This window comes from Frigoribacterium sp. ACAM 257, assembly GCF_007954365.1.
In the GTDB taxonomy this organism is placed as follows: Bacteria; Actinomycetota; Actinomycetes; order Actinomycetales; family Microbacteriaceae; genus Frigoribacterium.
On record NZ_VOLO01000005.1, the window covers coordinates 148618 to 161878 of the forward strand.

At 74.0% G+C, this 13261-nt stretch carries 11 protein-coding genes; 6 read left to right on the forward strand and 5 right to left on the reverse strand.

What is annotated here, in order from left to right; genetic code table 11:
• Positions 1-14 precede the first annotated feature (14 nt).
• From ES689_RS13785 to ES689_RS13800, 4 genes are all read left to right on the forward strand, one after another.
• The gene (locus tag ES689_RS13785) at positions 15-356 is read left to right on the forward strand and encodes a YtxH domain-containing protein (protein ID WP_191330485.1); all 342 of its coding nucleotides are present in this window, start codon (positions 15-17) and stop codon (positions 354-356) included.
• Positions 349-783, forward strand: coding sequence for a phage holin family protein (locus ES689_RS13790; protein ID WP_146905800.1), 435 nt, complete (start codon positions 349-351; stop codon positions 781-783). The genes ES689_RS13785 and ES689_RS13790 overlap by 8 nt, the downstream gene beginning before the upstream one ends.
• Positions 783-1058 (forward strand): DUF3618 domain-containing protein, encoded by a 276-nt coding sequence (locus tag ES689_RS13795; protein WP_146905803.1) that lies wholly within the window; start codon positions 783-785, stop codon positions 1056-1058. The genes ES689_RS13790 and ES689_RS13795 overlap by 1 nt, the downstream gene beginning before the upstream one ends.
• Positions 1059-1174: 116 nt before the next feature.
• Positions 1175-2407 (forward strand): YihY/virulence factor BrkB family protein, encoded by a 1233-nt coding sequence (locus tag ES689_RS13800; RefSeq protein ID WP_223269620.1) that lies wholly within the window; start codon positions 1175-1177, stop codon positions 2405-2407.
• Between the two features lie 75 nt (positions 2408-2482).
• Here the strand turns inward: ES689_RS13800 and ES689_RS13805 are convergent, their stop codons facing one another.
• The 5 genes from ES689_RS13805 to ES689_RS13825 all read right to left on the reverse strand — a co-directional run bounded on the left by ES689_RS13805 (position 2483) and on the right by ES689_RS13825 (position 8865).
• Positions 2483-3280: an isocitrate lyase/phosphoenolpyruvate mutase family protein gene (locus ES689_RS13805; RefSeq protein ID WP_146905806.1), complete on the reverse strand. Its 798-nt coding sequence runs from the start codon at positions 3278-3280 to the stop codon at positions 2483-2485.
• Positions 3281-3368: 88 nt separating this feature from the next.
• Positions 3369-4442: a DUF4190 domain-containing protein gene (locus tag ES689_RS13810; RefSeq protein ID WP_146905809.1), complete on the reverse strand. Its 1074-nt coding sequence runs from the start codon at positions 4440-4442 to the stop codon at positions 3369-3371.
• A gap of 260 nt (positions 4443-4702) precedes the next feature.
• On the reverse strand, positions 4703-5320 hold the full coding sequence (locus ES689_RS13815; protein ID WP_146905811.1) for a nitroreductase family protein: 618 nt from the start codon (positions 5318-5320) through the stop codon (positions 4703-4705).
• Between the two features lie 217 nt (positions 5321-5537).
• On the reverse strand, positions 5538-7637 hold the full coding sequence (gene acs / locus ES689_RS13820; RefSeq protein ID WP_146905813.1) for an acetate--CoA ligase: 2100 nt from the start codon (positions 7635-7637) through the stop codon (positions 5538-5540).
• A gap of 283 nt (positions 7638-7920) precedes the next feature.
• On the reverse strand, positions 7921-8865 hold the full coding sequence (locus tag ES689_RS13825) for a hypothetical protein (protein ID WP_146905815.1): 945 nt from the start codon (positions 8863-8865) through the stop codon (positions 7921-7923).
• A 326-nt stretch (positions 8866-9191) separates the two neighbouring features.
• Between ES689_RS13825 and ES689_RS13830 the strand changes: the two genes are divergently transcribed.
• Both ES689_RS13830 and ES689_RS13835 read left to right on the forward strand, forming a co-directional pair.
• Positions 9192-11852: a S8 family serine peptidase gene (locus ES689_RS13830; RefSeq protein ID WP_146905817.1), complete on the forward strand. Its 2661-nt coding sequence runs from the start codon at positions 9192-9194 to the stop codon at positions 11850-11852.
• A gap of 107 nt (positions 11853-11959) precedes the next feature.
• Positions 11960-13228 (forward strand): LacI family DNA-binding transcriptional regulator, encoded by a 1269-nt coding sequence (locus tag ES689_RS13835; protein WP_146905819.1) that lies wholly within the window; start codon positions 11960-11962, stop codon positions 13226-13228.
• The last annotated feature ends 33 nt before the right edge of the window (positions 13229-13261 follow it).

A 13261-nucleotide genomic window follows, 5' to 3' on the forward strand; every position in this document is an offset into this window, starting at 1 on the left:
TGAATGGAGCACTCATGAAGGGCAAGATCCTCTTCGTCGCCGGAGCAGCTGTGGGCTACGTGCTGGGAGCACGTGCCGGGCGCGGTGCCTACGTCAAGATCAAGTCGCAGGCCGAGAGCCTGTGGGAGAACCCCTCTGTGCAGAAGACGGTCCACCAGGCCGAGGACTTCGTGAAGGAGAACGCCCCCGTCGTGGGCAAGAAGCTGCAGGGCGCCGCCGGCGACGCAGCCTCGAAGGCCAAGTCCGTCGCCTCGAAGGCGTCCGACAAGGCCGACGACGTCGCGGACTCCGCCAAGAGCGCCGGCTCCGACAGCGAGGGCGCCGCGAAGCTGCCCGGGGTGAACGTCGGTGAGTGACCTCAAGGCACCGGAACAGAGCACCAAGAAGTCGCTCGGCTCGCTGCTCGGCAGCCTGCCCGAGCTCATCTCCCGCCTCATCAGGGGCGAGATCCAGCTCGCCAAGACCGAGCTCGTCACCAAGCTGAAGGAGGCGGGGGTCGGCGCAGGGCTGCTGGTCGGCGCCGCGCTCTTCGGCTTCTTCCTGCTCGCCGTGCTGATCACCGCCGGTGTGCTGGGGCTCGCGACCGTGGTGGCGCCGTGGCTGGCCGCCCTGATCGTGGCGGCCGTGCTGCTGGTGATCACCGGCGTGCTCGCGCTGCTGGGCGTCAAGGCGCTCAAGAAGGGCGTCCCGCCCGTGCCGCAACAGGCCGTCGACAGCGTCAAGGCCGACGTGGCCGCCCTCAAGGGGACGAGCACGAAGAGCACGAAGGGCACCGACGTCTGATGGGCGACGACAAGAACGAGCAGAAGCCCGGCCCGCGCGAGGGCGCGAGCATCCCCGAGATCGAGCTGGACATCGCCCGCACCCGCGAGCAGTTCAAGGAGACCCTCGACGCCATCGAGGACAAGCTGAGCGTCCCCGCCCACGCCAGGCGCCTCACGGCGAGCGTCAAGCGCCGCCTCGACGACGACCCGGCACCCGTGATCGCCACGGCGGCCGCCGGCGTGGCCGGCGTCGCCGCGATCATCGCCGGCGTCGTCAAGATCGCGCGACGCTGACGCGACGCTGACGGACGGCAGGGGGCGCGCCTCCTGCCGTCTTCTGCATCACCTCGCACTGCATCACCTCGCACTGCATCACCCATCTCGTTCGTAGGACAGGAACACGAGACCCCATGGCACAGACCAGCACGCGTCGGGACGAGACGGCGCCCGAGCCGAACGACAGCCGCAAGCCCGACAGCCCCGACGACCTGCACGCACGGTCGTGGGGCTACGTCCTGAAGAAGACCCTGCGCGAGTTCGGGTCCGACCAGTGCACCGACCTCGCGGCGTCGCTCACGTACTACGCCGTGCTCGCGATCTTCCCCGGGCTGCTCGCCATCGTCGCGCTGCTGGGCGTGTTCGGCCAGGCCGGGCCGACGACCGACGCGGTGCTCGATCTCCTGACGCAGCTCGGCGGCGCCTCCGTCGCCGCCACCCTGCGTGGCCCCATCCAGGAGCTGATCGCCTCGCAGGCGGCCGGCATCGCCCTCGTCGTCGGCGTGCTCGGCGCCCTGTGGTCGGCCTCCGGCTACGTCGGCGGCTTCGGCCGGGCGATGAACCGCATCTACAACGTCGACGAGGGGCGTCCGGTCTGGAAGCTCCGCCCGACGATGCTCGCCATCACGGCCTTCACCGTGGTGCTGATCGTGGTCGCGGGGCTCATCCTCGTGCTGAGCGGCGACGTCGCCCAGACGGTCGGCGACGTGGTCGGCCTCGGCTCGACGTCGGTCTTCGTCTGGAGCATCGTCAAGTGGCCCGTGCTGCTGGTCATCGTCGTGGTGGTCGTCGCGGTGCTCTACTACTTCTCGCCGAACATCCGCCAGCCGAAGTTCCGCTGGATGAGCCTCGGCTCGATCACCGCGATCGTCATCTGGGGCATCGCCAGCGCCGGCTTCGGCTTCTACGTCGCGAACTTCTCGAACTACAACAAGACCTACGGCTCGCTCGGTGCCGTGATCGTGTTCCTGCTGTGGCTCTGGATCACCAACCTGGCGCTGCTGTTCGGCGCCGAGTTCGACGCCGAGATCGAGCGTGGCCGCGAGCTGCAAGCCGGCATGAAGGCCGAGAAGGACATCCTGCTGCCGCCGCGCGACACCGCGCAGAGCGAGAAGAAGCAGGCGGTCGCGGCGCAGGACGAGCTCGACGGCATGCGGCTCCGCCAGGCCGCCGCCGAGTCGATCGAGCGGCAGGAGGCCGAGGAGGCGCGCGGCGGCAACGCCCGGCGCGGCGACGACCACGCGGACGCCGACTCCGACGACCTCGACCGGGCCAAGGCGAAGGACGACGCCGCCGACGACGAGGCCAAGGCCAAGCGAAAGGCCGACAAGGCCGACGCGAAGGCGAAGGCGAAGGCTGACGACTGAGTCCGGCTGCACGCACGAGAGAGGCCCCGACGACCTGAGTCGTCGGGGCCTCCCTCGTGCGTGCGGGGTGCTGCGCTAGAAGCCGAAGCCGAGCTCGCGGGGGTAGTCGCCCCTGGCGGTGAGCTGCTCGGCGGCGTCGCGCAGGTGCGACAGCGTGAGGCCCATCGTCATCGGCCCGAAGCTGACGCGCGAGACGCCCAGCTCGGCGAGGCGGGCGAGCGGCACGGAGTCAGGGCCCGAGATGACGCTGACCTTGCCGTGGATCTCGTCGAGGGCCCGCTTGACCAGGTCCTCGGTGCCGAGGCCCAGCACGAAGGCGCAGTCGGCGCCGGCGTCGAGGTAGGCGTTCGCCCGCAGCACGGCGTCGTCGAAGCTGTCGGGGTCGCCGGCCAGCGCGTCGACGCGGGCGTTGATGACGATGGGGACACCGGCGCGGTCGCCGGCCTGGCGGGCGGCGGCGACCTTGGACACCTGGGTGTCGACGTCGTAGAGCGGGGCCTTCGCCTGGCCGATGCTGTCCTCGATGTTCAGGCCCGCGGCGCCCTCCTCGATCAGGCGCCAGACGTTGTCGAGCGTGCCGGCCGCGTCCGTCGCGTAGGCCTTCTCGAAGTCGACCGAGACGGGGAGGTCGACGGCACGGATCACGAGCCGGACGGCGTCCAGCATCTGGTCGACGTCGAGCCCCTCGCCGTCCTCGACGCCGTGGGCCTCGCTGATCGAGTGCGACGCGGTGGCGAGCGCGGTGACTCCGGGGGCGCCCGCGACGACGCGGGCGGTGATGCTGTCCCACACGTTGGTGACCACGAGCGGGTCGCCGGGCACGTGAAGCGAGCGGAGGAGTTCGGCCTTGGCGGCCGTGGAGGAGATCGACATGGCCCCAGCCAACCGCACCCGCGCCTCCTGCGCCATCAGGGGACGAGGAGGTGCGGGTGCGGTGCGAGGGACCAGCACGGACTCCGGGTCAGCGGCCGGCCCAGTCCCAGGAGCCGGTGAGGCTCGTGAGCGTGCGCTCGGTCGCGGCGGCGCGGGTGCGGTCGTCTGCGTCGACGTGGTCGAACTCGGACTCGCTGTCGCCGAGGGTCACGAGGGTGAGCGAGGAGGTGCCCGCCGCGTCCTCGGGAGACCAGGCGACGACGACCGCCACGGGCGTGCCGAGGTCGGGGCCGGTCGCGAGGCGGACGAGCGCGGCCGGCTCGCCGTCGAGAGTGGTCTGCTCCGGCTCGCCGACGACGGTGCCGAGGCGCGGGAGCCAGCTCTGCCGTAGGGCCGCGACGGCGTCCGCGACCCGGTCGGTGCTCGTCGAGGGGACGAGGCCGGCCGAGACCGCGGCAGGCACGGCCGCGGCATCGACCCAGGTGAGGTCAGTGCCGTCGGCCACGAGCACCGACGTGGAGCAGGAGACGGCGTCGCTGTGGTCCTCGGAGAGCCAGGTGTCGTCGGGGAGCGAGAACGACCAGCACGAGGTGCTCGTCGTGGCCCGGTCGGCGATGCCGTCGAGGCCGGCGTCGCCCTCGCCGAGGCCGGAGTCGTCCGGGTCGTCGCCCTGGACCTGCCCCTGGTCCCCGCCGTACCAGCTGTTCGCGGCCTCGTCGGCGAGGCGGGCCCCGAGGGGCACGGCGACGACGAGCGCGGCCACGACGACGACGTTCGTGACGGCGGCGACGCCGGAGAGCGCAACGCCCGTGACGCCCAGGCCGAGTCCCGACTGAGCACGGCGACGGCGGACCAGCGCGACGATGCCGAGTGCGACGCCGACGAGCGCGACGAGCAGGCCGACCACGGGCACGAGCCCGACGAGGAACGCGCCGATGCCGACGACGAGGGCAGCGATCGCCCAGCCGCTCGCACCCGCCGGCGCCGGCGGAGCTACGGCATCGGGTGCGGGGGCGCCGAGGTCGTGGGTCACCTGCTGGTCGGCGGCCTGCCCTTCCGCGTGCTGCTGGTCGGCGGCCGGGTGAGCGGCGTCCTGCTGCGCGGCGTTCGGCTGGTCGGCCTCGTCGGCGGGGTCCTCGGGGGGCGTGCGGTCGTCGGTCATGGTGTCTCCTCGCGTGCGGGGCCGGCGTCCACCGGCCCGTCCTCGACGCTACGGAGCCGCGCGTCCCCGGACGTCCGCCGTCGGTGGCGCGAGTGCGGTCCTGCAGGATGACCCGCGCCTCCTGCGCCGTCGCCCCAGCGGATGAGGCGGCCGGATCACGGCGAGACCCCTCGGACCCGCGCACGCCCTCGCTCGCGCGGAGGGGTGCACGCGGGTCCGAGGGGTCTGGACGGTCAGCGCGCGGGCAGCGGCAGCGCCGGCTAGTCGCGGCGCAGCACCAGCTCGTCGAGCGACAGGCGGACGCGCGGCGCGGTCTCGCGCTCGGCCAGCGCCTCGATCAGCTTGTCGGCCTCGTCCACGACGCCGACGGCGGTCACGGTGACGGGCTCCAGGTTCGCGGGCAGGTCGAACGCCGCGACCAGCTTCTCCCACTCGACGCCGGCCATCTGGTGGGTGTGGAAGCCCTCCGCGTGCGCCTGGACGCTGAGGTGCGCGACGGCCTGGCCCAGGTCGTACTCGGCGGTCGGCCGGTCGTCGCCCTCGACGGTCGAGGTCTCGGCCAGGGCGACGATCAGCGCGGAGGCGTTCCCGGCCCACATCGCGTTGAAGCTCAGCAGGGCGCCGACGATCGTGTCGAAGGTCTCGGTGCCGCGACGGGCCACGACGAAGCGGCGGGGCTGGTGGTTCTGGGCCGACGGGGCCCAGCGGGCGGCCTCGAGCAGGGCGTCCAGCTGGCGGTCGCTGATCTCGGCCGTCGGGTCGAACGAGCGGGGGCTCCAGCGCTCGTCGAGCAGGTCGACGATCGGCACGCTGGTCTCGGCGGTGCGGACGGTGGACGGGGCGGTGGAGCTGGAGGTGGTGGTCTCGGAGAGCGACACGGTGGACCGGCTTTCGTGGTGGTGACGGGGAGGGGCCGGCGCGACGTCGGGCCACCGAGGTGAACCGTCGCTCGGCGCGCAAGATTCCCGCTGCGCCCCGCTGCGCCCCGGTGCGCCCCCGGGCGTCGGAGCCGTGCCGAGTGGTCAGGACGTGTTCCCCTCGCGCCCCGGGAGGACGTCTTCTGACCACTTGAGGGCGCAGAGCCGACAGCGGACCCTAGGAGGCGCCCCGCACCTCCGCGAGGACGGCCGCGATCCGCCCCGGCACCGACGCGTCCTGCAGGCTGGTCGTGTCGCCGAGCCCGCGCCCCTCCGAGACGTCGCCCAGCAGGCGCCGCATGATCTTGCCCGAGCGGGTCTTCGGCAGGTCGGGGACGACGAGCACCGTCGCGGGCTTCGCCACGGGGCCGATCTGGTCGGCGACGTGGGCCCGCAGCAGGGGCGAGAGCGAGCCCGACGCCGACCCCGAGAGCGCGGCCCAGACCTGCGGTTCGGAGGCGTCGCCGGCGTCGCGCACCGCGCCTCCTGCGGGGCGGGTCGCCGGGACGACGAACGCGGCGATCGCCTGCCCGGTGCGCTCGTCGGCCACGCCGACCACGGCCGCCTCGGCGACGAGGGGATGCGCGACCAGCGACGACTCGATCTCGATCGTCGAGAGGCGGTGGCCCGACACGTTGATGACGTCGTCGACGCGGCCGAGCAGCCAGATGTCGCCGTCGTCGTCGTACTTGGCGCCGTCGCCGGAGAAGAACCAGCCCTGCTTCCAGTACTTCGCCCAGTAGCTGTCGCGGTAGCGCTCGGGGTCGCCCCAGACCGTGCGCGCCAGCGACGGCGGCGTCTGCTGCACGACGAGGTAGCCGCCGGAGCCGTTCGGGACGCGCTCGCCGGCCTCGTCGACGATCGCGGTCGAGACTCCGGGCAGAGCCCGCAGCGACGAGCCGGGCTTGAGGGTGTCGACGCCCGGCAGCGGGGCCATCACGGCCGCGCCCGTCTCCGACTGCCACCAGGTGTCGACGATCGGCAGCTCGCCCCGGCCGAACTGCTCGCGGAACCAGACCCACGCCTCCGGGTTGATCGCCTCGCCGACCGTGCCGAGCAGCCGGAGCGAGCTGAGGTCGAAGTCGGTCGGCAGGCCGTCGGGGAACCACGAGGCGAGCGTCCGCACCAGGGTCGGCGCCGTGTAGTACGTCGTCACGCCGTAGCGCTCGATGATCTCGAGGTGCCGGGCAGGGTGCGGGGTGTCGGGCGTGCCCTCGTAGATCACCTGCGTGAGGCCGTTCGAGAGCGGGCCGTAGATCTCGTAGGTGTGGGCCGTGACCCAGGCGAGGTCGGCCGTGCACCAGTGCACGTCGTCGCGCTTCGCGTCGAACACGGCCCAGTGGGTCCAGCTCGCGGCCGTGAGGTAGCCGCCGCTCGTGTGCACGAGCCCCTTCGGCTTCCCGGTCGTGCCGCTCGTGTACATGATGAAGAGGGGCGTCTCGGCGTCGAACGCCTCCGGCTCGTCGGTGTCGGGCTGCGGGTCGACCACGTCGTGCCACCACAGGTCGCGGCCCTCGGTCCACGGGACGTCGGGGGTCTCGTCGCCGGTGCGCCGCACGACGAGCACGTGCTCGACCTGGTTCTCGCCACTCACCGCGTGGTCGGCGTTCGCCTTGACCGGCACCGCGCCTCCTCGACGGAACTGCCCGTCGGTGGTGACGAGCAGCTTCGCGCCCGTGTCCTCGACGCGGAACTTCAGGGCCTCGCCCGAGAAGCCCCCGAACACGAGCGAGTGGATCGCGCCGATCCTCGCGATCGCCAGCGTCACGACGATCGTCTCGGCGATGACGGGCAGGTAGACGACGACCCGGTCGCCCTTCTCGATCCCGAGGCTGCGGAGGCCGTTCGCGGCCTTCACGACCTCGCGCTGCAGCTGCGCGTACGTGACGTCGCGCCGGTCGCCGGGCTCGCCCTCGACGTGCAGCGCGACCTTCTCGCCGTTGCCCGCGGCGACGTGCCGGTCGACGCAGTTGACGGCGACGTTGAGGCGGCCGCCCGCGAACCAGGTCGCCTCGGGCACGGTGAGGCTGCCGTCCCCTCGCTCGGCGACGGGCCGCCACGTGTGCGCCGTGTTCCACGGCGTCGCCCACTCGAGGCGGCGGGCCTGCTCCTCCCAGAACGCGACGGGGTCGGCCGCGGCCCTGGCGTGCTCGTCGCTCGTGACGTTCGGGGCGGCGGCAGCGCCGGCGAGCGCGCTCGGCGGCGGGAACGTCCGGCGCTCGTCGAGCAGGTTCGAGATGGTGTCGCGGGCGGTCGTGGTGGTGTCGCTCGGGGCCATCACCCGAGCGTACGGAGGTGCGGGTCGGCCCCGCGGGGGAGTCGTCACGGTGCGTAACCGCGCGGCTCCCCGTCGCCTGCGGACCACGCCGCCGCTGCGCCCGCCTGCTCCTCCCTGCGCGCCGCTGCCGGCGGGCGCGCTCCTGCGGACCGCGCCGCCGCCTCCTCGTGTCGCATCACGTTCCGAGCGTCACGTCTCGGCACAGCGTGACGCGATGCTCGGAACACGATGCGACACTGCCCGGGGCCCGGGGCCCGGGGCCCGGCGCCCGGCGCCCGGCGCGTCAGCGGCTGCACGGCACGCCCGCGCTGACGAGCAGCGTCCGCAGCCGCCGAGGGTCGCCCAGGTGCCACCAGGTGCACCGCACGAACGAGTGCACCTCGGGCCGGGCGCGGATCGCGTCCTCCCGGATCTTCTCCTTCACGACGACCTGCTCGGGCGTCAGCGAGCCTCGCCATCGGCTCTGCGTGTACTTGACGACGCCGTCGAACTCGAGCACGCAGCCCTGTTCGGGGAACCAGAAGTCGACGTGCGGGTCCCAGCGGCCGCGTCCGAGCTCGAACCGTCGTTGCAGCACGGGCGCGGGCGCGCCGAGCTGGTGCAGGAGGACCCGGGTGAGCGACTCGCCCGCCGACTCGGAGCGGTCGTCCGCGAACGCCAGGGCACGGCGGGCGCCCGTCTGGCCGCGCGCCCGCGGTCGCCGGTCGAGGGAGGCGAGCACCGCCTCCTTCGTCGTGAGCCCTCGGTGCAGAAGGTCGTCGACGACGACCGTCACCTCGTCCAGCGACCGGGTGCCGAGAGCGAGGTCGGCCGCCGTGCGTGCAGGGGTGGTGAGCGAGGTGCCGCGCAGCGACGACACCTCGTCGTCCTCGAGCGGGCCCGGGTGCTTCACGACGGCCGCCGTCGACTGAGCGCCGCGGGCGTCCGGATCGGTCACGTGCACCCGGTCGGGCCAGTCGCGGAGCACCGGCGAGCCGAGCAGCGCGGCGGCCGACAGGTGCGAGACCACGTGCCTCGGGCCGGTGCGGCCCAGGGCGGACTCGACCAGGAGCACGTGACGCCGGCGAGGAGTGAGCGCGTCCCAGTCGTGTCGCGCGACGAACGAGCCCGGATGGAGGCGCCTCAGGCGCCCTGCCGCGGCGGCGCGACGCAGCCTGGTCGCCTCGCGCGAGCCGGACCCGAGGCCCGTCGTCCGGAACAGGAGGGGGAGGGGGTCGTCGTCGATCACGCGTCGACCCTGCCCGACTTCGCCGGAGGGCCGTGATATCTGTGCACAGGCTGCTGTCGCATCACGTTCCGAGCGTCACGTCTTGGCACAGCGTGACGCGATGCTCGGAACACGATGCGACGCCTCATCGGGGCGGCGACGCGCTTGCTGCACGGTGCGGCGGGGTACAGCGGGCGGCTCGGATCGCGGATGCGTTGCGCGCCGGGGGAGGCGGCCCTTTACCCTGGGGTACATCCGGCCCCGAGGGCCGCTCGGCCAGGGGGCCGGGCGACCTGGTTCTCGTGGCTCGCGCCCGTCGCCGTGCGCCCGACACCAGGAGCCACCACGTGATCACATCCGTCCGACGCCGGGGGGCGCGCTGGGCGACCGCCCTGGCGCTCACGACCGCCCTGGTGCTCGCACCCACCGCCGTGTTCGCCGCGGACGGGGACGACGTCGCGCCCGCGGCCGTCGACCCGGCCGTCGACCGGGCGGTCGACCCGGCGGTCGACCCCGACGCCGCCCCGGCGGAGGACGAGCCGCTCGCGGGGACGCCGGCCGCGGGGACGCCGGCCGCCGAGACGCCCTCCGCCGACGAGCCTCTCGCAGAGACGCCTTCCGCAGACGCCCCCGCCGCAGAAGTGCCCGCCGCCGAGGCCGCCGCCGCCGACCCGCCCCCCGTCGCGTCAGCCCGCGTGGCCGACGGCGTGGTCATGAACTACGTCCTGAACACCACCGTGCGGAGCGAGACCGCCGTCGCAGCCGTCTCGGCCGCGGTCGTCGCCGCAGGCGGAGTCGTCCTCTCGCAGTATCCCGAGATCGGCGTCGTCACCGCGCAGTCCCGTGACGGCGGCTTCCTCGCGGTGATGCGCAAGGCTCCCGGCGTCGAGTCGGCGGGGCCGACCCGCACCGCCCCGGTCGCGGGGGCCGAGGTCGTGCCCCCGGCCGGCGGCCCCGTGCCGGCAGCCGTCGACCAGGTGCCGGCAGCCGTCGACCAGGCGCCGGCCGTCGTGGACCAGGCGACGGCCAGCGCCGCGGGCACCGGCACGCAGGGCACGCAGGCCGTCGAGCAGTCGAGCGACGCGCAGGGCACGCAGGCCGCCCCGATCGACCCCCTCGAGCGCGCCCAGTGGGACATGGCCGTCATCGAGGCCCCCGAGGCTCGGGAGATCGAGACCGGCGACGGAGTCGTCGTCGGCGTGCTCGACAGCGGCATCGACGTGGCGCACCCCGACCTCGCGGGCCAGGTCGACGCCTCCCTGTCGGTCGGCTGTGTCGTCAACGGGCAGCCCGACCAGGCGCAGGCCGCCTGGGTCCCGGCGCAGAGCGACCACGGCACCCACGTGGCCGGCACCATCGCCGCGGCCGACAACGGCGTGGGCATCGTCGGCGTCGCGCCCGGCGCGACGCTCGCGAGCGTCAAGGTCGTCAGCGACGCCGGGTCGATCTACCCCGAGTACGCCCTCTGCGGCTTTATGTGGGCTGCGGAGCACGACTTCGACGTGACCAACAACAGCTACTACGTCGATCCGTGGGAGTTCTGGTGCTCCACCGAGATCGACCAGGCCCCGGCGCTCGAGGCCGTGACCCGCGCCGTCGAGTTCTCCGAGCAGCAGGGCGTGATCAACGTCGCCGCCGCGGGCAACTCGAACTACGACCTCGCGAACAAGACGACCAGCAGCTCGAGCCCCAACGACTCGGAACCCGTCGAGGACCGTCCGCTGAACGAGGGCTGCTCGACCATCCCGACCGAGATCCCGGGAGTGGTGGCCGTGGCGTCCGTGGCGCAGCAGGCCGACGGCTCGATCGTGAAGTCGCAGACGTCGAACTACGGCGAGGGCGTCATCGACGTCGCCGCCCCGGGAACGTCGATCGTCAGCACCGTCCCCGGCGGGTACGGGCTGAAGGACGGCACGTCGATGGCCTCGCCGCACGTCGCCGGCGTCGCCGCCCTCCTCGTCGCGACCCACCCCGGCGCGTCGCCCGCCGAGCTGCAGGCGCTGCTCGAGCAGCAGGCCGCCCCCGTCGCGGGTGCCGGCGACCTCACCGGCTCCCGCTACTTCGGCGCCGGGCTCGTGAACGCCTTCGCGGCGGTCACCGAGGACGTCGTCCCGACGGTCGGTCCGGTCGCGGCGGTGGCTGACGGCACGGTCCAGGCCGGCCGTCCCTTCCGCGTCCTCGGCGCCAACTTCGTCCAGGGCGAGACCGTGACGGTGGTCGCTCCCGACGGGCAGCGACTCGAGGGCGAGCTCGTCGCCGATGCCGAGGGGCGCATCGACGGCCCCGCGGTCCTCAGTCCCTTCCTCCCGGCAGGCCCGAGCACGCTCGTGCTGACCGGCGACGCGGGCAGCCGCGCGACGCTCGACCTGATGGTCGAGGAGGCGCTGGCCGGGCCCACCTTGACGGCTCCGGCCACCGGGGCGACGGTCGAGACCGGCACGGTCACCGTGACGGGGACGGCCGAGCCGGGCGCCCTGGTCTCCGTCGTCCTCGCGACCGCCGACGACATCGAGGGCGTCGAGCGGCGGGGGGCGACCTCGCCGCAGGCCCGTGCGGTCGACGTGGTCGACGTGGTCGGCGAGTCCGTCGCGTGCGACCCCGGGCTCGGGTCCTCCGTGGCGACGATCCAGACCGGCGCCACGGGAGCGTTCTCCGTGGCCTTCACGGGCGTCCCCGCCGGCGCCTACGGGGCGACGGCGCTCCAGGTGGTCTCCGACGGCACCCGGTCGACCTTCACCGACCCGGTGCTGTTCACCGTCGCCGCTGCCGCCGTCGTGCCCCCGGTCGCCGTGCCCCCCGCCGCCGTCCCCGGACTCGCCCCCGGCACCGCGCCCGCGGGCACCGGCACCGTCGCGGCCGCCTCCCCGCGGGGCGCGGCCCTGGCCTGGACCGGCTCCGACCCGGCCGAGCCCCTGTCGGCCGCCGTGCTCCTCCTCGTCGCCGGTGTCGCCGCGCTCGTCACGGCGCGTCTGCTCCGTCGTCGCGGCGACGCGCGGACCGACGGCTAGGCCAGGGGGCGCCCCGGCGGCCCTGCGCAGCCCCGCAGCCCCGCAGCCCGGGCCTCGTCTCGCCCCGTGCCTAGGATGGACGCCATGCCCTGCGCCGGACCGACCCCGTGACCAAGGCCCCCACCGTCTACGACGTGGCCGCCCACGCCGGCGTCTCGATCGCCACCGTCTCCCGCGTCCTCCGTCGTCCCGACGACGTGCGCCCCGAGACGCGGGCCCGCGTGCTCGACTCGGTGCGCTCGCTCGGCTACGTGCCGAGCGGCGCGGCGCGGGGGCTCGCAGGTCGGCGACACGGTGTGCTGGGGCTGTTCCTCCCCGGCCACGACGGCATCGACCTGCCCGAGCCCGACTGGGAACGCGTCGCGGACGCGAGCCGCATCCCGCTGATCGACGACCGCGAGGGGCGACCGGCGCCTCCTGCGACGACCGGCACCGAGACGGCGAACGCGGCCGCGGCCGCGACCGCGAACGCCAACGCGAACGCGAACGCCAACGCGAACGCGAACGCGAACGCGACTGCGACCGACGCCCCGCGCTCCGCGTCGAACCCCGCGAACCTGTACTTCGACGAGGTGCTCCGCGGCGCGGAGGTCGAGTCCTGGAGGCGCGGCTTCGCCCTCATGGTCGCCGCGGGACGGGGCTCCAGCCGAGAGGTCATGCTGAACGACATCGCCGGCAGGGTGGACGGCCTAGCCGTCCTCGCGCAGACCGTGCCCGACGACCTCCTGGCGCACGTGTCGCGGCGCATCCCCGTCGTCGTGCTCGCCGACTCCCGGCCGGGTGACGAGCTCGACCACGTCGGCGTCGACAACACCGCGGGGATGCGGGCCCTGACGGACTTCGTGCTCGGGCGCGACGGAGGCGGCCGCGTCAGGGACGTCGTCTACGTGGCGGGCCCCGGCGACTCTCCCGACGAGGCCGACCGGCACCGAGGCTTCGACGAGGCCGTCGTGGCGGCGACGGCGGCGACGGCGGCCGCCACGCGGCAGGGCCACGGCCCTGTGCGCGTCCGCGTCGAGCGCGGCGACTTCTCCCGCGAGGGCGGCAGGCGAGCCGGGGAGGCGCTGGTCGCCTCCCCGGACCCCCTCCCGCAGGCCGTCGTCTGCGCCAACGACCAGTCGGCGCTCGGAGTGCTCGACGCGTTCGTCGCGCACGGGGTGGACGTGCCGGGCCGGGTCGCCGTGACGGGATTCGACGGCATCGAGGCGGGCCGCTTCTCGACGCCGCGCCTCACGACGGTGCGCCAGCCGATGAACGACCTCGGCCGGGTCGCGGTGCGCACCATCGTGACGCGGCTGACCGACCCGAGCGCGCCTCCTCTGCGGGTGACCCTGCCCGTCGAGGTCCTGCTCCGCGAGAGCTGCCCCGCCCGCTGACTCGCAGGCTCCGCCCGCACGGTCACAGCGCTC

Coding starts and splice junctions, on each gene's coding strand:
- ES689_RS13785 (WP_191330485.1), top strand. CDS start 15: ATGAAGGGCAAGATCCTCTTCGTCGCCGGAGCAGCTGTGGGCTACGTG.
- ES689_RS13795 (WP_146905803.1), top strand. CDS start 783: ATGGGCGACGACAAGAACGAGCAGAAGCCCGGCCCGCGCGAGGGCGCG.
- ES689_RS13800 (WP_223269620.1), top strand. CDS start 1,175: ATGGCACAGACCAGCACGCGTCGGGACGAGACGGCGCCCGAGCCGAAC.
- ES689_RS13805 (WP_146905806.1), bottom strand. CDS start 3,280: ATGTCGATCTCCTCCACGGCCGCCAAGGCCGAACTCCTCCGCTCGCTT.
- ES689_RS13810 (WP_146905809.1), bottom strand. CDS start 4,442: ATGACCGACGACCGCACGCCCCCCGAGGACCCCGCCGACGAGGCCGAC.
- acs (WP_146905813.1), bottom strand. CDS start 7,637: ATGGCCCCGAGCGACACCACCACGACCGCCCGCGACACCATCTCGAAC.